At 39.0% G+C, this 21,358-nt stretch carries 23 protein-coding genes; 5 read left to right on the forward strand and 18 right to left on the reverse strand.

Annotated elements, in window-relative coordinates; genetic code table 11:
• Positions 1-19: 19 nt before the first annotated feature.
• From BLS49_RS20415 to BLS49_RS20425, 3 genes are read right to left on the reverse strand one after another with little or no spacing between them, the layout of a single operon-like run.
• Positions 20-817: a TPM domain-containing protein gene (locus BLS49_RS20415; RefSeq protein ID WP_091235218.1), complete on the reverse strand. Its 798-nt coding sequence runs from the start codon at positions 815-817 to the stop codon at positions 20-22.
• Entirely contained in the window at positions 814-1,845 is a 1,032-nt protein-coding gene (locus BLS49_RS20420) for a TFIIB-type zinc ribbon-containing protein (protein WP_091235220.1), read from the reverse strand. Before BLS49_RS20420 ends, BLS49_RS20415 begins: the two co-directional genes overlap by 4 nt.
• A gap of 10 nt (positions 1,846-1,855) precedes the next feature.
• Entirely contained in the window at positions 1,856-2,494 is a 639-nt protein-coding gene (locus BLS49_RS20425; protein WP_091235222.1) for a PspA/IM30 family protein, read from the reverse strand.
• Between the two features lie 232 nt (positions 2,495-2,726).
• Between BLS49_RS20425 and BLS49_RS20430 the strand changes: the two genes are divergently transcribed.
• On the forward strand, positions 2,727-3,821 hold the full coding sequence (locus BLS49_RS20430) for a Fic family protein (RefSeq protein ID WP_091235224.1): 1,095 nt from the start codon (positions 2,727-2,729) through the stop codon (positions 3,819-3,821).
• Positions 3,822-3,919: 98 nt separating this feature from the next.
• On the opposite strand, the gene BLS49_RS20435 is transcribed toward BLS49_RS20430, so the two are convergent.
• Positions 3,920-4,471 carry a DUF1697 domain-containing protein gene (locus BLS49_RS20435; RefSeq protein ID WP_091235226.1) on the reverse strand — a complete coding sequence of 184 codons (552 nt, stop codon included), beginning with the start codon at positions 4,469-4,471 and terminating at the stop codon, positions 3,920-3,922.
• Positions 4,472-4,595: 124 nt separating this feature from the next.
• On the opposite strand from BLS49_RS20435, the gene BLS49_RS20440 reads away from it, so the two are divergent.
• The 3 genes from BLS49_RS20440 to BLS49_RS20450 all read left to right on the forward strand — a co-directional run bounded on the left by BLS49_RS20440 (position 4,596) and on the right by BLS49_RS20450 (position 6,274).
• Positions 4,596-5,225, forward strand: a complete 630-nt coding sequence (locus BLS49_RS20440; protein ID WP_091235228.1) for an HD domain-containing protein — start codon at positions 4,596-4,598, stop codon at positions 5,223-5,225.
• Between the two features lie 198 nt (positions 5,226-5,423).
• Positions 5,424-5,867 carry a LytTR family DNA-binding domain-containing protein gene (locus BLS49_RS20445; RefSeq protein WP_175471490.1) on the forward strand — a complete coding sequence of 148 codons (444 nt, stop codon included), beginning with the start codon at positions 5,424-5,426 and terminating at the stop codon, positions 5,865-5,867.
• Positions 5,864-6,274, forward strand: a complete 411-nt coding sequence (locus BLS49_RS20450; RefSeq protein ID WP_091235232.1) for a hypothetical protein — start codon at positions 5,864-5,866, stop codon at positions 6,272-6,274. The genes BLS49_RS20445 and BLS49_RS20450 overlap by 4 nt, the downstream gene beginning before the upstream one ends.
• Before the next feature lie 222 nt (positions 6,275-6,496).
• Here BLS49_RS20450 and BLS49_RS25825 read toward each other — a convergent pair whose 3' ends face one another.
• From BLS49_RS25825 to BLS49_RS24905, 12 genes are all read right to left on the reverse strand, one after another.
• Complete coding sequence (locus BLS49_RS25825) at positions 6,497-6,862, reverse strand: transposase (RefSeq protein WP_091235234.1); 366 nt, start codon at positions 6,860-6,862, stop codon at positions 6,497-6,499.
• Positions 6,863-7,117: 255 nt separating this feature from the next.
• Complete coding sequence (gene ahpF / locus BLS49_RS20460; protein ID WP_091235236.1) at positions 7,118-8,647, reverse strand: alkyl hydroperoxide reductase subunit F; 1,530 nt, start codon at positions 8,645-8,647, stop codon at positions 7,118-7,120.
• A gap of 12 nt (positions 8,648-8,659) precedes the next feature.
• Positions 8,660-9,223 (reverse strand): alkyl hydroperoxide reductase subunit C, encoded by a 564-nt coding sequence (gene ahpC, locus BLS49_RS20465; protein ID WP_091235238.1) that lies wholly within the window; start codon positions 9,221-9,223, stop codon positions 8,660-8,662.
• 393 nt (positions 9,224-9,616) lie between these two features.
• On the reverse strand, positions 9,617-9,919 hold the full coding sequence (locus BLS49_RS20470) for a DUF6809 family protein (RefSeq protein ID WP_091235240.1): 303 nt from the start codon (positions 9,917-9,919) through the stop codon (positions 9,617-9,619).
• A gap of 348 nt (positions 9,920-10,267) precedes the next feature.
• Positions 10,268-11,695, reverse strand: a complete 1,428-nt coding sequence (locus BLS49_RS20475; RefSeq protein WP_091235242.1) for an Eco57I restriction-modification methylase domain-containing protein — start codon at positions 11,693-11,695, stop codon at positions 10,268-10,270.
• An 18-nt stretch (positions 11,696-11,713) separates the two neighbouring features.
• A complete protein-coding gene (locus BLS49_RS20480) occupies positions 11,714-12,373 on the reverse strand; it encodes an HNH endonuclease (protein ID WP_091235244.1) in 660 nt (219 codons plus the stop codon).
• A complete protein-coding gene (locus BLS49_RS20485; RefSeq protein ID WP_139173163.1) occupies positions 12,363-12,980 on the reverse strand; it encodes a hypothetical protein in 618 nt (205 codons plus the stop codon). Before BLS49_RS20485 ends, BLS49_RS20480 begins: the two co-directional genes overlap by 11 nt.
• Before the next feature lie 4 nt (positions 12,981-12,984).
• On the reverse strand, positions 12,985-15,114 hold the full coding sequence (locus BLS49_RS20490) for a sensor histidine kinase (protein WP_091235248.1): 2,130 nt from the start codon (positions 15,112-15,114) through the stop codon (positions 12,985-12,987).
• A 334-nt stretch (positions 15,115-15,448) separates the two neighbouring features.
• The gene (locus tag BLS49_RS20495; RefSeq protein ID WP_091235250.1) at positions 15,449-15,817 is read right to left on the reverse strand and encodes a PH domain-containing protein; all 369 of its coding nucleotides are present in this window, start codon (positions 15,815-15,817) and stop codon (positions 15,449-15,451) included.
• Positions 15,818-15,914: 97 nt separating this feature from the next.
• On the reverse strand, positions 15,915-16,331 hold the full coding sequence (locus BLS49_RS20500; protein WP_091235253.1) for a YkvA family protein: 417 nt from the start codon (positions 16,329-16,331) through the stop codon (positions 15,915-15,917).
• A gap of 42 nt (positions 16,332-16,373) precedes the next feature.
• Positions 16,374-17,369 carry a glycoside hydrolase family 5 protein gene (locus tag BLS49_RS20505; protein ID WP_091235254.1) on the reverse strand — a complete coding sequence of 332 codons (996 nt, stop codon included), beginning with the start codon at positions 17,367-17,369 and terminating at the stop codon, positions 16,374-16,376.
• Positions 17,370-17,440: 71 nt separating this feature from the next.
• Positions 17,441-17,602, reverse strand: a complete 162-nt coding sequence (locus BLS49_RS24905) for a hypothetical protein (RefSeq protein WP_175471491.1) — start codon at positions 17,600-17,602, stop codon at positions 17,441-17,443.
• 175 nt (positions 17,603-17,777) lie between these two features.
• Here BLS49_RS24905 and BLS49_RS20510 point away from each other — a divergent pair, with 175 nt between their 5' ends.
• Positions 17,778-18,173, forward strand: a complete 396-nt coding sequence (locus BLS49_RS20510) for a VOC family protein (RefSeq protein ID WP_091235256.1) — start codon at positions 17,778-17,780, stop codon at positions 18,171-18,173.
• 66 nt (positions 18,174-18,239) lie between these two features.
• On the opposite strand, the gene BLS49_RS20515 is transcribed toward BLS49_RS20510, so the two are convergent.
• Complete coding sequence (locus BLS49_RS20515) at positions 18,240-18,998, reverse strand: ABC transporter ATP-binding protein (protein WP_091235257.1); 759 nt, start codon at positions 18,996-18,998, stop codon at positions 18,240-18,242.
• Between the two features lie 3 nt (positions 18,999-19,001).
• On the reverse strand, positions 19,002-21,320 hold the full coding sequence (locus BLS49_RS20520) for an ABC transporter permease (RefSeq protein WP_091235259.1): 2,319 nt from the start codon (positions 21,318-21,320) through the stop codon (positions 19,002-19,004).
• Between the last annotated feature and the right edge of the window lie 38 nt (positions 21,321-21,358).

The following is a 21,358-nucleotide window of genomic DNA, read 5'->3' on the forward strand; positions in this document are numbered from 1 at the left end:
AATAATCTTCCGTTATTATTTAAAATTTGCCTCTGCTGCCGCTATGCGAATGACCCCCACTGGTGGTTCCTCCACCTCCGCCACCGCCGCCGGAGCCGCCGCCAGAACTCTTTTCGATCTTTGTTTTCGTTACAGTTGTTCTAATATATTGATCTTGATGATCTATAATCCCCGATGTGCTGGCATCCTCATAAGTACGACGGTTTACGGTTACACGCCCGCCAGAGCGATAAGCCATAATACCTACGACAATGCCTCCAAGAGCCAAAGCTCCTCCTAATTGAAACCATATATTAAACAAAATATTATCCGGGTTCACACCAGGCTCAAAGCCCATATATTTATAGGAGGTTTTGATATATTTCTTAAAAGCCACTTTATAATTGCCATCTGATAAATACGGGGTTATTTTGTTACGAATTTTATCCAGTCTGCCATCATCCAGATACGTCTCTGCTTTATAAAATCCCGCCAAATAGACATCCCGATTCCTCATATCCATGGTTAAGATTACTGCATTCCCATGAGACTTATCGTACCCTGGTGCTTGCTCATCATAAAAATCCTCAGTCATTTTCACGATATCTATGTTTTCAGGATTATTAGAAGTAATAATAATGATATCCGTTTCTCTTTTGGCTCCGTACTTATTAGCCATCGTGGTTAATTCATCGTATTCCTCCTGCGTGAGCAGGTTCGCATCATCATAGATCAATGTTTTTTCTTCCACTGCCGCCGCAGCCATTTGAGTAGGAATAGCAAGATACACAGATAAGAAGAATAAAATTACCAGAACCGCACTACTGTATCTTCTCACAGGAAACCTCCTCCCATCATCAATGAAATTAATTTCAACAACAGGAGTGAGACACCCGAAACACCCGCAAACCACGACATTACCTTCGCTTTGCTTATCGGAGGTTTGCCAACCACCTTGCCCGTCTGTCCGTTCATGGCAAACGTGTACTCCTTTTTATTGTAATCATAATGAACCACCCATACCGGGAGTAGAGTATAGTCGGCGCCCCTTACCTTTGTATCGATCTGCTTATTAATGAAGTTAACCGTGCTATATCCTGTTACCGATGCAGAAATAGCAGATTCAATATATCCACTGATTTTATCCTTCGCTCGGGGTAGAAGCTGTTCGTCATTATAGCTATATTTTTCTGCAACATAGCCTGCGAGATATGGAGTCTTAAAGCCCTTCAATTGATCATAAGGAAAAGGCTCCAGCTTATCCATCAGCTCATCGTTCATCTTCTCCGAAGCATCAATCGGAATTTTCGAATAATCGAGACGCAATCTCCGGTAGACGTCATAATGCTGTGTTTCTGTATACCGGTAATCACCTTTAGTATAAGTTCTTACTTTCGTAGCTTGACCATATACATCCACCTTGTTATGTAATTCATACAACCAGAAGGGTACGTACATCCCCGTGATACCCTTTATACGATCGGCGGTCATAAATCCGCCTGGGGTAAGCAAACCGTTTTTGCACCATTTCTTAAAAGCCTGCATCGCCTCTTCCTTGCTAATCGAAAAAGGAATAACCATCGCCGGAGCCAGTTTCCCGCTCAATCGGTCGCCAAGAACAACAGCCGAGCCGCAAAAGCTGCATACCGTAGCAGCCGTCTCGGCTTCCGTCATAATGACAGCCCCGCAGCTGGTGCAATGGTATTCCTGAACCTCATCCCCTGAGAACACCCCATTGCCCAGAGGATCGGCGATATTCTTAATATCGTCCTTTCTTCCGCAGCTCTGGCAGGATAACATCCCTGTCTCACTATCAAAAACCATACCGCTGCCGCAGTTAGGACATTTGTATTCAATCACCTGCAAACTGCTCACCTCAATCTTTTTCCGTTGGATTAGAATCCTTCTCAAGTTGCGCAATCAGAGTATCCAGATCGTCTTCCTTCGCTCCCGCTCTAAGTTCAGCCAGAGCCATCGCTTCATTCAAGGCATCATTGGCCTTCTCCTCCATTGCAGAGAAAGAGGAACTAACAGCACCCGCGGCCGATCCGCTCGAATTCAATCCTTGCTGCACCTTCGCAGCTGCCAGCTTGCCTTTTAGCTCAACATGCCGAGCTTCAAGCTGACTGATGTCCGACACCAGCTTATCCTGCATTTGCTTCATACTTGCGGCATTTGAGGAAGCCTGGTCATAAGCTGCTTGCAGTTCACTCAACTTCTCTGCGAGCTTCACTTTTTTCTCCAGAAACTTACGAGCATCATCCTCATTACCCGCTTCTACGGACTTCTCGGCATAACGCTGCAGCTTCCTGATTTCGGAATTGCACTCATCCAACGCGTTTTTTGCTCTTTGCTCATTCGCCAGCACAGAAGCCGTCTCCGCTTTCACCTTGCCAAGATCACTGTTCAGGCTCCGCATATATTCATCAATTGTCTTCTCCGGATCTTCTACCCGATCCATAATTGAATTCATATTGACCCGCATAATATCCTTAAACCTCGATAAAATTCCCATATTGAGATTCCTCCTCGAAAGTCCGCTTATTCTTATAATACAATAGTTTCGTGTAAAAGGTTTCAAAGTCCCCCAGATCCACATTTTTATTCGATAATACACATTTTAAGCCGAATTAAGATCAATTTTTGTTAATTTTGTTCGTTATTAATTATATTTACTGTATTTATATTCACAAGTAGGTTAAAATGTAAATAAAATAACGTAATCCTTTTGAAAGTGGGGGTCAAATATGGCACCAGTTCCATTTACACCTGAGAATTTACCGTTACCTGACGAACGAATAAACCAATTATTGTTCCTTCGAGAATTAATTGAAGCAAATAAAAAAATCACACAATATCAAGTGCTGCTTCAGAATACTAAGCTCCCCTCACATTTATTGTTAAATCCTGTTATGCTTAACGAGGCGGTGCAATCAACTAAAATTGAAGGTACTCAAGTCACTCTCGATGAGGTTCTTGAAGTTGAGGCTCACAGCAGAAAGAATAATAAGGATGTTCAAGAGGTTCTTAACTATTACAATGCACTTCGTGATGGTATGGATAAGTTAGCCATTTTACCGATTTCCACAAGACTCTTTAAAGCAATGCATGTAACCCTGATGTCAAACCACGTTCGCGGAAGCAACCGTTCTCCCGGTGAATATAGGAGTATCCAAAATTATATAGGTCCTGAAGGATGTACTTTAGATACAGCAACGTATGTTCCTCCACAACCCCAATTAGTTGACAACTATATGAGTAACTTGGAAAATTACATTAATAATCCTCAGGATCAATTTGATGAGCTAATTCGTGTTGCTATTATACACGCACAGTTTGAAACCATTCATCCATTCCTTGATGGAAATGGGAGGATTGGCCGTATATTGATTCCATTGTACTTATTCAGCAAAAAAGTAATTGATTATCCTAACTTTTTTCTAAGTGAAGCTTTGGAAAGAGATAAACATAAATATTATCGATTTCTTAATGATACAAGATATAGGGGAGACTGGAATCAGTGGATTCAATTTTTTCTAGAGGCGATAATACTCCAAGCCGACAAAAATATTCACTTAATCAACAATGTTAATCAATTATATGAGCATGATTTAGAATTGGCTCAATCTTTAATCAACAGCAGCGGTGTAAAGAAATTAATTGATGCAATTTACCAGAAGCCTATTTTTACCGTCCATACTATTTCTTCAGCAGCTGACATCCTAGAGGCCACTTGTAGAAGATATTTATCCATACTAGAGTCGAACAGGATCATATTTTCTGACGGGAAGCAAAGATCAAAAACTTATTATTACTACAATCTGCTGGATAAGTTACGCTGATCATATTAACTTAAAATGACTTTAACTTGTATAGAAAATCACAGGCCAGCCCTAAAGGGGTGACCTGTGATTTTTTTAAATTGCAGCTTATTCTATTGCTACAACGCCTCAAACATTGAGATCAGCTTATTCATCGTCTTCCAATTCCGGGTAGTTGGCACGCCCAGCTTCTCAACCTGAACGGCAAGCTTTGAATTGCGAATACTCTGTTGAAATAACATGTACACATCTCTTCCTTGAATGCTGAACTGGTCCCCCTTGAAATCGAATGCCTTCAGCTTTTCCATTCGTTCAGCATCCGGAGCGTCCAGCAGCATTGTCACGTACATGCTTTCAACCTCAGAGGAGGCTGCCGCCTCAGCAATTTCCTGATCCGAAAAAGGGCAGTTCCTAACGATTTCTTGTAATTCATCAGATGTTCTCAGGATCGTCGGAATTGAGAGACCGAACTCTTGTTCTATCATTTGCTCAATCATAATACGCAGCGTCTGCTCATCGTCATCAGATTCAAACAGAATATTTCCGCTTTGGATATACGTCTGCACCTCGGATAGCCCTAAGCGTTCCATAGCTGCTCTTAGCTCCGCCATCTTGATTTTATTCTTCCCGCCAACATTAATGCCCCGCAGTAAAGCGACATATTTACCCATGTAACCACCACTTTCTAGAAATTCCACTATATTAAGTTTACCTGTTAATCATCCATTAACAAACAACATTTATAATTTACATAAAGCAGCCATCACTATATCCATCACAGAAAGGAATTCAAATATGGGAATTCATACGTACTTTCAATCGTTAACCGATTTGGAGCGCATCATTCGCTGCCCGGGCAGATTCAAGTTTCAGGAGCACAGCGTTTCAGCCCATTCCTGGAAGGTTGTTCAGTATGCCAAAACTTTAGCCGACATCGAAGAAAGCAAGGGAGTTACTATAGATTGGAAAAAGCTGTATGAGGTAACAAGCAGCCATGATTACGGCGAGATTTTTATCGGAGATATCAAGACGCCTGTGAAGCACTACTCCTTGGAGCTTAGAGCCATGCTGCAAAAGGTAGAGGAAGGCATGGTCGCTCATTTCATTGACGAGCATATTCCGGAGGAATTTCAGCCCATCTTCCGCAGACAATTGCGCGAGGGCAAAGATGATTCCGTAGAAGGACTCATATTAGAAGTCGCTGATAAGCTGGATCAAATCTATGAGGCTTTTGCAGAGCTGCAGCGGGGCAATACCGAGAAGGAATTTATCGTCATGTATCGAAATGCACTGATCAAAATAAAAGGCATCAAACTGCATTGCGTCGATTATTTCCTCCAGCATATTCTGCCCGATATCGTAAGCGAAGGCTCCAGATCCCCCGTCGATATTGAGCAAATTACAAATGAGGCATTAGCTTCTTAAGCAAAAAAAGCGCACCTGTGAAGGCCTCTCGGGTGTCTTTTTTGTTTAGAGAATATTACTGTTATTAGGTTTATGTCGTGTACTATGCTGTACTTCGTCAGATGTAACAAACTTACAAGATAATGCAAGAAAACGTATTATAGTAGTTTTAACTCTATTTGGCCTGTAATATGAGTTGTGAAAGGGGGGGCATACAAATTGAAGGTTATATTTGAAGCTGATGCAGGGATAGATCGAAGTATTACAAAAGTTATAACCAATCCTGCTGAACAAGAAAATTGGATACATATTAAAAAAGCACTAAATAACACTGAAAAAAAGCTTGTAGTCATCAACGCTAAAAATAACCGTAACGTTCAAATTTTATTAAGTTCTATTGCTGTCATAGAATCTGAAGAACGAATGTGTAGTGTGCGCTTAATTACTGGAGAAATGCTTCTTCTCAATAAACGATTAAAGTTTGTCGAAGAAAGCCTTGATTCACATTTTTTGAAAATTAATAATCAAACCATTGTTAACACTATCTATATAAAGGAGTTCTCGTCAACAGATAATGCACGAATTAAAGTGATATTAAATGACAATTCAAGCTACTTTGTCAGTCGCTTTTACATTAAAAATTTTAGGGGGAAACTATCATGATCAACCAATTGAAACATTCATTTTTTCAGGTATTTACTGTGACATTATTGTGGGTAATCTTACTTGTAACTGTCTTTTTTAAGGATCAATCGATCAGTATCTTATTTATGTGGAATGTTGTAGGTATCGCTATTATTTCTGCCGGATTATTTGGGGTTATGTATAACGCCCTATGGAATTACTTCACTTTAAAACCGTTTTGGAATATTGTTATCTCTTCAACTCTCAATACTTTAGGTGGAATCGTTGCTGTTTGGTTGTTTTCAAAAGATATGTTTCATTTCATAGCACCTTGGTTTCCTGGAATGTTGCTGTTATCTGTTGTATTGCATACTATTGCCTTTTATTTTTACGCTAGAATGGATAGTAAGAAAAAAGCTGAAGAGTTAAACAAGATTTTGAAGTAGCGGTTTCCTCGCCTCCATGTATACGATCAGTGAGACCACCTTAATAGGCAATGTCATTAAGTTAAGCTCAAAGACAAGACCGGGAATAAAAATGGAATCCAAACGGCATGGGGAAAAGCCCTGTGCCGTTTGTTTTTTTGGTACAAGCAAGGAAAAAAGCGCATAGCAAACAAAGCAGATGAAATATCCGCTTAAAATAATGTTCATGTGAGCTGAACTATGCTACTCTGTAGACGAAGCTAACAGTTGATTTCGAACGGTTTTTGCGCGTATTCTGCTGCCCTGGGCGAATGGGTCGAATCGGCAAAACGTTTTTGCGAAGTGAACGGCAACCGTGAAGTTGACTTGGTATGGGTGCCGTTTATCCATTTGGGAAATGACGACGTACGAGGTCATCATTTCAGCGAAATTGTACATGATCATTCTTGCGAAAATCTCCTGGGTGATGGACTCTCGCCTCTTTGCGTGAAAATTTGTTAGACCAACGGTGTACTTTAATGCCCTGAAAGAGGTTTCAATGCCCCATCGCATGTTATAAATGGATTTGATTTCATCCGGTGGGAAATCAACGGCAGAAAGATTCGTAATGACGGTTTCATAAGCGCATTTGGCAGGACGAAACGAACAACCCGAAAGGAAATCGGGTAAAACAAGTTCTCCTGCAAGTCCAAAAAATCAAAGGTAGACGCGAAACCTCCTCGTTTTTTCAAGAGGCTTCGCCACACACTTCCATCCGCTTGTCAAGTTCTTTTTTTTCGCATTCAAAAAAAGAGCGGGTTATCTTTTCGATAACCTGCTCCCTAACTTAATGACATTGCCTGTGAAGGTGCACTTTTCATGTAATTATTGATTTCTAATCAGGTAATCAAATGCACTGAGTGCCGCAGTAGCACCCGATCCCATGGAAATAATAATTTGCTTATAAGGGCTGTTCGTGCAGTCACCTGCAGCGAATACTCCCGGAATGTTAGTTGCGCCGTGGTTATCTACCACAATTTCGCCAGTGCGTGTACGTTCAACCGTGTCACCTAACCAATCCGTATTCGGAACGAGACCGATTTGGACGAATACACCTTGCAGGTCAAAATGCTTCGCCTCACCGCTCTCACGCTCGATGTAAGTAATCCCGTCTACCTTGTTCGTACCCGTGATTTCTTTCACTTGAACGTTTTTGAGAACAGTCGTATTAGGCAGGCTGTGCAGACGGTCTTGAAGTACAGAGTCTGCTTTCAGCTCCGGCATAAACTCAAGCACGGTTACATGGGATGCGAGACCCGCGAGGTCAATCGCTGCCTCAATACCGGAATTACCACCGCCAACAACAGCAACGTCTTTTCCGGCAAATAAAGGACCGTCACAATGCGGGCAATAAGCAACGCCCTTGTTCTTGAATTCTGCTTCACCAGGAGCACCAATATTACGCCAACGGGCTCCTGTGGAGATGATGACGGTTTTACTCTTCAGAACAGCACCATTCTCCAGCTCAACCTCAACGAGATCCTTTTTCTCCAAGCGTTTTACACGCTGTGCTTTCATGATGTCAATGCCGTATTCCTTGGCATGCTCTTCAAGGCTCGCTGCGAGCTTAGGACCTTCTGTGTATTTCACACTAATAAAGTTCTCGATCCCCAGCGTATCATTAACCTGTCCGCCGAAGCGTTCGGCAACAATACCTGTACGAATCCCTTTGCGTGCCGCATAAATCGCTGCACTTGCCCCCGCAGGGCCACCGCCGACAACCAATACATCGTACGGCTCTTTATTTTCAAACTCAGAAGCGTCTGAGGTTCCCAATTTACCAAGAATATCGTCAATCGTCATCCGGCCGCTTTCAAAAAATTCGCCATTCAGATGAACGCTAGGAACAGCCATGATCTCTTTGCGTTCTACCTCTTCCTTGAAAGCTGCACCATCAATCATCGTATGAGTAATTCCAGGGTTAAGCACACTCATCAGGTTCAGCGACTGCACAACGTCAGGACAATTGTGGCAGGTCAGGCTGACATACGTTTCAAAGTGGTATTCGCCTTTAATGCTTTTGATTTGATCGATGACATTTTGTTCTACCTTTGGAGCTCTTCCGCTCACTTGAAGCAGCGCCAATACTAATGAAGTAAATTCATGTCCAAGCGGTACTCCGGCAAAGGTTACGCCAGTGTCTTCGCCTACACGGTTTACGCTAAAACTTGGTGTTCTAGTTAATTGTGTATGCTCAACTGTAATCTTATTGGACATGCTGGATAGTTCATTAACTAAATCCAGCATGTCATTGGATACAGAATCGGTACCGGCACTAACCTTCAGCAGAACATCGCCTTCCATAAGCTCTAAATATTGCGCAAGCTGCGCCTTAATGTCTGCATCCAGTTTCATAGTTCTCTCTCCTTAGATCTTACCTACGAGATCAAGACTTGGCTTCAATGTTTCAGCGCCTTCTTTCCACTTAGCCGGGCAAACTTCGCCTGGATGGTTGTGTACATATTGCGCAGCCTTAATCTTGTCGATAAGAGTACTTGCATCACGGCCGATGCCGCCCGCAGTAATCTCAACAGCTTGAATTACACCATTTGGATCAATAATAAATGTACCACGGTCTGCAATACCTTCTTCTTCAATCAATACGTCGAAGTTACGGGAAATAGTGTGGGAAGGATCACCGATCATGATGTAAGTGACTTTACCGATTGCTTCGGAGCTATCGTGCCATGCTTTGTGTACAAAGTGGGAATCTGTAGATACCGAATACACTTCAACACCAAGTTCTTTCAAAGTTGCATATTGATCTTGCAAATCCTCAAGCTCTGTAGGGCACACGAATGTAAAATCTGCTGGATAGAAGCAAACTACGCTCCATTTTCCTTTGAAATCTGCATCTGATACGTCAATAAATTTACCATTGTGATAAGCTGCTGCTTTAAACGGGAGTACTTCTTTTCCAATCAGTGACATGAATATACCTCCAATGTATTTTTAAGTTTATTTTATTAATTAGTATAGAAGACTTCTCATATCGTACTGTCACAAGAACTATACCAATTTCTTATTTATATTTATTATTATATGAGAACCCTTCTCAATGTCAATGTTATTCATCAAGTCTTCATTATTCCTTAATGTGCTTTACATGATCTTAGATTATTCACTGTTTTCATGTGAGGAGCACTATGGTTATTTTATGAGGGGAGAAAGGGGAGTATGAGTGTTGGATGAAAAAGGGCCTAGTCATGCCACCGGGTTGGTGGTTTGATTAGGCCTATTTAGAGTTGTAAAGGGAAGTGAAGCCAATAAAAAACATTTCATGACGTCGATGGGCTTATCAAGGTAAATTTCACTTGCTGCTAATTATTCATCATGACATTTAGCAATATCGCTCGTTCCGTGTTCTAGATGGATTTCAATGATCATTGCCGCTCCCAGCCTAAAGCCATACGTGAAGGTCGTCGTTAACTCCAGCCCCTGTATCTGCTGCTGCAAATCTAATAACACCTCAAGCTCGGCAAATTCATCGCTGGACAGCTTCTTTCTCCAAGCTTCCTTCTTCTCGGATAGTTCCCTGCCCATTTGGCGATACTGGGGGTCTTTGGGAACCAAATGCTCTTGGATAATGAGATCACCATTATATAGGGATTCGAGGAAAGATAGCATGGGAGAACCTCCTTTTTACTTTAGAATAGCAGAAGAAGGATTAATATGTGGTACTTATATACGTAATAGAAATTAAGAGATTATTGGGGGAAATTATTGAATTATCATTTACTACTGTGATGCCATTACTATAATTAGTACATTCACCTAGTCACTATGAGAAAGTAATCTAATAAATTATCATTAATGCCCCAGACTAGTATAATTATAATGCGCTTGATATAATACTGAATTCCACCACAACCTCACTGTCTGCTTTACTTCATAAAAAGTAACTTGTAATCATATAAAATACCTTTATAAACGAAATATAGCCCAATTATTTTACTTACAGGGCTGAAAATTATATTATCTTAAAGGATAATTTAAAATGTCTTTAACAGAAACACGAATTGATTTTCCATTAGCATTTATACCACGTAAAGATATATAATTAAAAAAATCCTCAGACTTTAGAATTTCTACTGCATCTCTCAAACCTTTATCTGCTACAGGAATAATATAAAATCCTGAATAAGGAATCGTATCTTTATCAAGGTAGTAACATTTTACTTCATTAGTAACAACAGAGGATAACATTAGTTTCTCTTGATTTAAATATAATAATGCTTGACTTCTACCATACTCAAACCACTTTGCTGACTTGTCGGATTTTCTCTCCATTAGAGTGCTAATAAAACTTAATAAATATTTAGCTGCTCCTGGAAAACTTATTAGAAATTCATCCTCTTCAATTCTGATTAATTTTCCCTTTAAATATCTATAAGGAAAAATTATGTACTCTCCTCTTTTTATCGAATGATTTCTCGGACTGGCTGCTATTCGAAGCACATTTTTTTCAATGTAAAAATCTTTTACTTTTATATAATTTTCGTCTTCATCTACAATATCATTTTTTTTGATGATAAAGGCCGAATTAAGTAATGTCGCAACACTATTGGACACTTTAAAATAATCACCAAATTTAATCAAACTACTTATATTCTCTGGATTCTTCCAATTGTTAAATACCCATTTGTCTCCTAAATAATCCTTATTAATAAAGGAGTTCTCTTCATTATCCACATCTCGATATTCAAAATAATGGTTTTTATTTGTTTTATTCAGACAAATAATTGCAGGATATGTTAAAACATTATCAAATACTACACTCTCTTTATAATCATAAATAAGAGCTAAAGAATCCTTAATAATTTCTCTTAATGCTTTACCAAAAACATTTTTAAAAATACTATTTGGAATTATATAAACCATTTTACCGTTATCATTTAATTCTTTTAAACTTTTCTCAATAAAAGCGTAACAATAGTCAAATTTCCCTTTATGACAAGAAAGAAAGTTGCCTCTTAAAAAATCCCTCTCCTTAATATCTAGATCTTGATAAGTAATATATGGAGGATTTCCTACAATAAAATCCATTCCTTTGACTATATTCAATTTCAAATAATCATCATTTGAGATATTCCAATTAACTGAGTTAATTCCATATTTATTTACCAGTTTATTTAATTTTTCTATACATTTTCCGCGGACTTTTTCATCAATTTCATAGCCAATAATATAGGTTTCTAAATCAGATTTAATTTGTTCTAAAGTATATCTTTCTTTAATTGCTGCCGTAATATATCTTTCCACAATTCTCAATAAAATATTTCCTTCTCCACAAGAGTTTTCTAATGTATATTTCCCTAAAATGTGCTTTCCTTCGTATTTTATAATATCTAACATTTTATCTACATATTTCCCAGGTGTGAAGATTTGACATTTTTCATTCATAGGTAATCACCAATTAATTTAATAATTCCTTCTTCGTTTACTTTCAATTCTAGTAATGAGCTTTTGTATTTTGTCAATTATTTGTTCCCCTTCATGTTTTTCACAAAAATCTTTCATTTCCATTAAAAGATAATCTATTCGTCTCAATTGATTGTGAAGTTTCAATTTATCATAGAATTCTTTAATTACTAGATTATCTATATATACCTCATTTATTTCTATTGAATAATCATCGCTACGCCAGAAAATTTGAGGCAGATTATTATTATCTGGATGAAGTAAATTTAAACTTTCTTCCTCACAGAGGAAATTTGATTTCCCTCTGTTGCACATATGACAACTATTTACTAAATTATCTATACCATTGATAAATTCATCTGAATAACCTAAGCCTAATTTTAATACAGAAGCTGGAACTACATGGTCAACCTCAAATCTTGAAGAATCAATTACTTGAGTATTAACACCACAGTAGGCACATTTCTCATAATATATAGATCTAAATTGAGCATTGAACTTATTATCTCTATTTTTTATAGTATTGTATATATTCTTTACTTGAGGATGGTCTAATTTAAAATCCTCCATAAACTTTATTTTTTTTTCGCCAAGCAAGAAGTCATTATCATTAAATGAGGTATTTCTGTAATCTTGAACTGTCAACAAATTAGTCGCCATAATTACCCCTTACCTCTTTAAAAAGTTTTATCAATTCATCTAAATCTTCTTTTTCAAATAGAGTTGTTTCCATAATTCCTTCTATTGTTGATTGAATTGATTCTACCAATATTGGATCTACTTCCTCATCTACTGTTAATTGTTCCAAAACTTCAAATTCCTCTATTATCGATAAAATATGTTTATGTACAACTGGCTTTAGAGTTTTATCATAGTACTGCTTATATGTTTCACTACTATTAGATTTGAATTTTTTTATTGTCAGAGAAAGAGAGTCTAGTTCATTCTGACTTATAACAATTGTCTTTATAAAAGGTAATACCTTCTTCAATATTATTTTAAATTGTTCTCCAGTGAATTTACTCAAACTGGAACTCTTATTCTCAAACAACCAAGAATCAATAACAATAATATTTGCACTATTTATCACTTTATTATTTAACAAAGTTTTATAACTATCTTCTTTTTTAAATGTATATTCCTCAAATTCTAAGACATAATTATATGCACCAAGAGCATTTAATTCATTACAAAACTCATCCAAATATCTATTTAAGATAGGATCAATCCAATCATCAATGTAAACAATATTTATATGTTGTTTCATAAGCTCACCCTTTAATTGAAAAATATATGTTAAATCCTTTTTCACTATTTATATCTATTACTTCCCCACCGTACATACGCAATGTATTACTCACAATCCACATTCCTAAACCATGTCCATCTGATCTAGAGGTTTCATGAACTTCTAATATTCTCTTAGGATCAGATATATATTTTTCATCTAACCCTTTGCCATTATCAAAATATTTAAACTCGAGCATATCCCCTACTTTTTCAACTTCCATTTTTATTATTAATAAGTCTTTCATTTCATTATGCTGAATACTATTTAAGATTAAGTTGTCAAAGATAACCTCCAATACATCTTTTGATATCTTGTATTTTTCAGGCATTTGATTTTTTATATTAATTTCAAAATTCAACCAGTCATACTCTTTTTTCCATGTATCAATAACTCTATTTAAAGCACTTTCTATAGAGTCAATCTTTGTGCTAAATTTCTCCTTTTCAATTTTATTTAAAATCACATCAATAAAAGCAATTAACTTTCTATTTATTTCTTCCAATCCATCTAAGATTTTCGGAACATTTTTATATGTAACTCTTGTATATTTTTCTGATTTTAATTCTTCCCAGAATCCATACTCTTCTAATGCATTTACTATATCCCGATAACCACTCTCTAGTGAATTTCTTTTATTATGTAACTCATGTGCAATTGCACTAGCCCTTAAGCCTTGAGTTGCTAATACATTAAGAATTCTGACGTCGTATTTATGCTGTTGTTCGCTTTCTTCTCTAGCCTTAGATTGTTCTTTTGCTTCACGTTGTATATCTTTAATTTCTTGTGCTAATGAAGATATTTCTTTTTCTGTCATCTGAGTAACTGTAGATGGTTTCTTTAAAAAATCATTAATATTTTTTCTTTCATTTTTTTTGTGTTTTATATTTGTTGTAGATTCATCTATTTTTCTAATTATCGATTGACGATGTTTTTCGAATCTACTAATTCCAAAAGATATAATATCTTTAAATAGTTGATAATAGTCGTCTTCTTCAAGACCCTGCCTATTACCTAAGTCTTTTAAATTCGCGTTAGTAATTTTATCAATCTGAACAAATCCGTAAATTTGATTTAACCTTACTCTCCAACTACCTGTTTGGTGAGTTGCTGCAGCTGGGGATTTTCTTGCACGTGAAGCTATATCCAGCCAATCTTTTGTACCATCTAGAGAAGAGATACTAAAGGCGTTCCTATATAAAATAATTTTTGTATCTTTTGTGGTTAAATTATTATATTTATATTTGAACTTCTCACTCATTTCAAGGGGGACTTTTTCCATTCCAAAGTATAATTCTGCAGTAAACTCTCCCAATTCTTTAAGATATTCTTGATAATGTTCAAATTCCTCTGTATTTAAATTAAGCTCATTTACCATATTGAATTCGTCTTCATAATGAGTTTGTGAAATCGATCCAATTATCTTTTGCACTTCTGGGTTAAATTCATCAGAGTTTATAGTTACGGTTAATTTCATATTTTCACTATCATAGGACAACAAAATTTGGTTAGTATAATTTTTCCCAATCTCCACATCATTGAATACGGATATAACTTGGTCAGACCCCCCCTCAAAATCTATATTTATTTTCATCTCACTGCCTTTATATGAACGACTTAAAAAATCAATAAGTTTATCAACATCTTTCCGTTTCCAGTGGTCTCTAAGGTTATTAAGTTCTATAACCGTTCCTTTATTGAAATCTACGATGGCTTCTCTTAAGCTATTCGTTATCCAATCAGTTTTCCAAATTACAGCTTTCTCATTTTCCTTTTTTGAGGACACCTGTATCCTGTCACCAAGCCTTGCCAAGGCGAACCTTCCTACTCCTTTAGAACCAGCTAATACTCTATCTGAATCACTATCTTTGTAACCTTTACTACTCTTTCCAACATGCATCCAAGAACTTCTAATATCTTCGCTATTCATACCGCTACCGTCATCGACTATTTTTATACAATTTTTATCTATATAAATGTTACATATATTCGAAGCCGCATCATAACAATTCTTTACTAGTTCAAAGATAGCCGATTCTTTACTAGAATAGTTTTGTCTTCCTAATAATTCAGCAATTTCTTTTTCTTCTATAGTGAATTTTAGATCTTCCACTTTTTCACATCCTTTTATATTTTTTGTGAAAAGCGCTTTGCTAAAACAACTAGTTCCTCTTTCCTAGTATAATTCCACACTATTCGACATATTCCTTCTACAATTTTCTTTTTTTGGAAAGTTGGGGGAACAACACAATCGATCCAATTAATTCCCCTTAACAACGTGTTTAAAACCAATTAAAAAAATATTATCCATACGTTATTTTTACAACCTACCTAGCAAAAACAATTGATCCATAGCATTCCATATCATTTTCGAAAAAGCAAAAAAACCGCCCCCTTCGTAAACGGTCGCTCATCACTTCCATTCAACCCGGAAACGGTCTCTTCACTTACAAAATCGCGTTTGCGATCAACATATCAAACTTCCGAATATCTACACCTTTATGTAATTTCACTTTAATATGACCTGCGCGTGTCCACAATTCAACCTCTGCAGTGGTGTCCAGGAATCCGCCTGCGTTTTCTGTAGACCACATATTAATAGAAGAGTACGGTAGGGAATAAATCTCGATCTTCTTACCTGTTATTCCTTGCGAGTCTCTAACAATCAGTCTTTTGCTCGTAAAAATGGCAATGTCTCGAAAGGTTTTATACGCTGCTACGGGTACTTCTCCATTTACTAAGATGGAGTTAACATCTTGCGGGATTGGGCACTCCGATACTAATACCCATTCCAGAATATTTTGAGTCTCTGCCATTCTTTTACCCTCCAAATTATATGATTTGATAAGATAAATGATTCGACATTATCTTCCAAATTCCTTCCTTTACAATTTCTGTTACAGTATTGCCTGCCTATTTATCTGTAGTAGAATTTTCACCCTCAATCTGCTGATCTATCTCATCAATTTCGTTCTGTTTTATTGCGCCTTCACCGAAGAAATCGACTAATTTATCCTTTGCCCGCTGCTTAACTACAGAATCGATACTCAGCGCCACACGTGTTGCGGCGAACAACAATACACCTAGATCATCCCCATATCCTGCAACCGGAACAAGGTCTGGAATAGCATCCACTGGAAATATCAAATAACCAAGTCCGCCATAAATAATAGCTTTATCTCTGAGAGAAGTGTTTGGACTTTCAAGCGCATAATACAGCGTCAGCCCGCTATACACTACCTTTTGTCCGGCTTTAATAGCATTCTTTTTCAGCTTCGTCCAAAATCCTTCCTCAGAATAATGCTTAACGTACTTTGTTTCTTCACTCATTGGCTATCCCGTCCTTTCCTTTGAAGATCACTATTCGCTAATTCACTTATTCCCGCTTATGCTTTTCATAATCGGCTTCAACATTTCTTGCTTATCCTTACTCCATGTATTCCAATCATCCAACAATAATCCGCCTGTATCACCACTATTAGGGTTTAGACTCCAATACGTCCAATAAAGCTTATTTTCCTGAATATAAGAGACCAGCTTGCGCTGCCATTTGCCTTCTAATGATTGGGTGTCCACAGCGCGTCCGCCAAACTCTCCAACAAGCACTGGGGCAATGCCTTGCTTGCTAATATAGCCCCAGTATTTATCCCACAGCGCCGGTAAATTATTTGGAAAATTTGAGGCATTAAACCAGGATTGATGATGTACTCCCGGTCCGTAATCATGTGCAGAATATACTAAGCGATCAGGTACATTTAATTTTACAGGATAATCCGCTACCCCTTGCAAATTACCTCCCCACCAGTAATCACCGCTAGAATTTTTAACATTGGCAGAGACACCCTCAACAATAATTAACCAATCCCCGTTTACCTTTAGAATCCCATTCCCCGCTCGTTGTGCGGCCAGACGCCAATCCGTCTGCTTATCCCCAGTCCCCCACGATGCTCCACCATGAGGCTCATTATGAAGGTCTGCACCAATCACAATTCCATTTCCTTTATAGCGTTTGGCCAGCATCACCCAATCATCAATCCAGCGTTTCTCTGTATAGGAGGATGTATACCACAGCTCTGATTGACTGTTGGCATCCGGACGATGACGGTCCAAAATAATCTTAAAACCACGCTTGCCCGCTTCCTCAATGAAATAATCCATAATTTGAAGAGGCGTTTTATTTTTCAAATTTGGATTTTTATTAAAATCAATTCCGTTTGCTGCAGATCCCTTGTCAAACATTTGGTTACTGTACGGAAGTCGTATTAAGTTGTAGCCTTGCTCTTTTGCTTGATCCAGCATCTCCTCCATGTTTCGTGTCCATAGTCCATGCGGAGCATAATTTGCCGTTTCAAAGCCGAACCAATTCAGTCCGTTCCAGGTCTATTGATATTCATATGCTACTGCTCAACTCCCTGCAAGCCTATTTCTAATATCTTACTTCAATCATCTGACGGCAGACTTTCAACCGCTGTAAAAAATACATCATCACTGCTATATTCCAGACATGGACGCCCTTCACTCCACAAAACCCTGCATTGAAATCGTTCTCGAACACGCTCAATAATGAAATCCTGCTCCACGGTTCCACGACGAATTGCCATAGACTCATGCCCCCTTACCTGCTGTCCTCAGCGTTGATGCTGCTAGCGTAATTATTCAAAATTTAAATAGTTGTTTTCCGTAACATAAATCACAGTTACAATATAAGTGATATGATTATTATCCTATTCTAATTGCAATAATGAAAGAGAAGAAATCAAAAATTAGGAGGAGCTTATGGGCAGATTAGTTCATTTTGAAATCCATGTGAATGATATGGAGCGCGCGAAAAAATTTTATGGTGAGGTTTTTGAATGGACATTTGAGGATTGGAGCAGCTATGCCGGAATGCCTTATTTCGGTGCAGTGACGGGCAAAGATTCTGAAATGGGAATCAATGGAGCTTTGATGCAGCGTCAAGGTGCTGCCCCGGAGCCAGGAACTGCCTTGAATGGTTACGCATGTACCATGGGGGTAGCGGATTATGATGCCACTGAAGCTAAAATACTGAATAACGGCGGTACGCTTGCACTGCCTAAATATGCGTTACCCGGAATGGCATGGCAGGGATACTACATGGATACCGAAGGAAATATTTTTGGTATTCATCAGCCGGATGAGAATGCGAAGTAGCTTGAATAGATCTTCTTAAAAAATCGGGTGCTGTCTCTTTATAAGAGAAGCACCCGATAACACCAATCATACTCCTATTTCCCGCATTCTCGCCGCGACTCTTTTCATCCTGTCGTCAATATCTGTCCCGCTGAATTTCTGTAGCAGCAATTCGCTCACTATTTTCCCATCGCGCATAAACATAATACGCTCCGTTCTCGCTGCAATTTTTGCGTCATGCGTCACGAGCATAACCGAAGTACCCTCCGAGTTGATTTCGGACAAGATGTCCATAATCTCCTCCGCAGACTTTGAGTTAAGCGCTCCCGTCGGCTCGTCACCAAATATAATTTGCGGATAACTCATAAGTGCACGGCATATTCCTGCACGCTGAAGCTGTCCTCCCGAAACCTGTGTAATATCACGTTGTTCCAACTCCGCAATGCCCACCCTTTTCATAAGCGCTCTTGCTCTTTCGGTAATCTCCGCTACATTTTTTCTGTTATCACGCATAGAAGGAAGCATGATGTTGTCAAGGATATTCAAGTTTTTTAGAAAAGTCGGCTGTTGAAAAATAAATCCCATACTGGTTCTACGTATGTCGGCGTACTCATTTTCCTTAAGTGCGGTTAAATCCCTGCCGTCAAAAGCAACTCTTCCACCGTCAAGGCCGTCCATTCCGCTCAATGCAAACATCAGTGTCGATTTTCCTGAGCCAGAAGGTCCCATAACGGATACGAACTCGCCTTCGTCGATTTGGATGGACACTCCATCGAGAGCATTGTGTTTTTCATCGCCTTCTCCGAAAGATTTTACGATGTTATCACCAATAATAATCTTCTTCATAAGCTACTCCTTTATATTCCCCGAAATTTTGATTTGTCCCACGCCCGATATGCCTGTATGGGCTGCAATAAGTACCGAGCATATCATCATCAGCGGACAAAGCAGATATGCCGAGACGGGATTGACTACAAAATGAAACGAAGACGCTCCAAACGAGGCGATAACCGCACCTGCAAGCACCTCTCCTAGCGTGTTTGCCAGAAGCGTTCCAAGAACAATACCAACAATCAGAACGAATACCGAACGCGACACATACTGCGCCTTTATATCAGAATTTGTAAACCCGAGTGCCTTCATGACGGCAATGGAATATCCGTTCTTTGCAACAAGCATTTTCATGAATAACAGTGTAACCAGTATCGTTATGATCAGAGCAATAACAATTGCTGCAAATGAAGCCTTCCCGACGGAGCTTATTGTCGAGCCGAATATCTGCTTAATGTATTCATCGATGCTCGTAACCTTGGCATAATCAAAGCGGTTCGCATACTCCGAAATCTTTCCGGGAGCATGTGATTTATCCGAAAGCTTCGCTGAAATAATGGACCACATAATATCTGAAGAATTGTCGGTGAAAACAGCCTTTGCGGTCTTGCCGCCGTTGGTGACATCGGAATAAATACCGCATACCGTGAGCTTTCTATCCTTGCCGTCAATTACGAGTGTAATGCCATCCCCGACCTTTTTGCCCCATTCATCGGCATTTATAGCGGAAAGCGCAATCTCGTCTTCTGCAGCAGGCGCTCTTCCCTTGGAATACGCTACCGGAAATATGGAATGATCACCAAGCTCAATTTTCAGCCTTTCTTCCGAGCCATTCTCCGTTTTTGCTTTGAACGTTTTGGTCGTCAGCACAACGTATTGGGAAATGGATTTATCACTCTCCATCACCTTTGCAATCTCCACTGCTTTCTCGGCAATACGGTCGGTCTGCTGAATATCAATGCGCAGATCGGAGCTGCCTATCCCCATATAGGTGCTGAAACTCTTCGAAGAAATCGTATTGTGCAAGTTCTGAGGAACCATTATGATAAACGTCGAAATCACAAGCACCAGAAGCATGGTGACGTAAAGTCTTTTTCTTGCTAAAACATCTTTGACACCCAGAAATATATTCGTGCTGAACAATCTGTTTGTACTCAGGCGAAAATACTTTGCACCCGCTGATTTCTCCTGCGAGGAACCAAAACATATAGCTTCCGTAGGGGATATTTTCCGAAAACGCCTCAGCACGCCGCTTACATTCGCAACAATAGCGAGGAATACAAGCAGTACGCCGATGATTCCGAACAGTAAGGCCGCAAAGGAATTGTTGCTTTCCCCCATATACAGCCGTATATTTTCCAGAAGCATGCCTCTGAACACAAACGAAAGGGCAAATCCGAGCATACAGCCGGCCGCCGCAATCGCCGCGTATTTCGCAAGATAAATCTTTTTAATGTCGGAGACTCGTAGTCCTAATGCTTTCATAACACCGATTTCACGGTAATCGTCTTCGATCTTCGCGAGGAGCGTAAAGCGTATGCACATAAATGCGATAGCAACCACAAGCGCGCTTACAAGAAGAATAATGGCAATCATCAGTCCGTCGGACATGGCATTCATCATTTTAAATAGCGAGTATGTAATCGTTGGTCCGTTGGCCTCAAGCCCTGCGGAGGTATAAGCGGTTTCGAATGCACCAAGCTCGGACAAGTCCTTGAGCCTGAACTCGATCAGATATTCTATGCTTCCGGAATTTTTTAATTCCGTATAGTCATGTTCACTCACCAGAAATCGCTTTGACGAGGCTAGCAGTGAATTCATTTGTGAATCGCGCAAGAAACCCGCAACGGTAAATTCCTTTCCCGATACAACAGCCTTGTCACCGACCTGCGCCATGCCGTCCTTCATATAGCTTATAGGAACATAAAGCTCCCCGTCGGATGCATGAATGACTTCTCCTTCAAGGTCAAGTAGATAATCAAATGTACCGCTTTGGGTACTGAAGCCGTTATCCTGAACACTACCTGCCAGTGAGCTTTTCCCGATTACAATCTGCGCTCCATCCATATTGAGAAATTCAAGGGTCTGAAATTCATCCACAGTGCTGTTCTGCTGCGCGAAAGCCGCTAGCCGATCTTTATCCATAGCACCCGAATGCATCTGCATAAAATGCGGGGTTTTGGCTTGTGTCATTAACTGATCAATCGCACCGGATAAATTAACAATAAGCACAGCTGCGAGGGAGACCAGCATCGCCGCGGCAGCAATAAATATCAGGGTTGTTAGCGATATGAGCTTGCTTTTGGCTAGGTCATTACGGATGATCCTGTAATACATAAGTCACCTCCAGCTTTTTAACCGATCTTAAGTTATAC

Origin of the sequence: Fontibacillus panacisegetis (assembly GCF_900102215.1) — a bacterium.
Lineage (GTDB): Bacteria > Bacillota > Bacilli > Paenibacillales > Paenibacillaceae > Fontibacillus > Fontibacillus panacisegetis.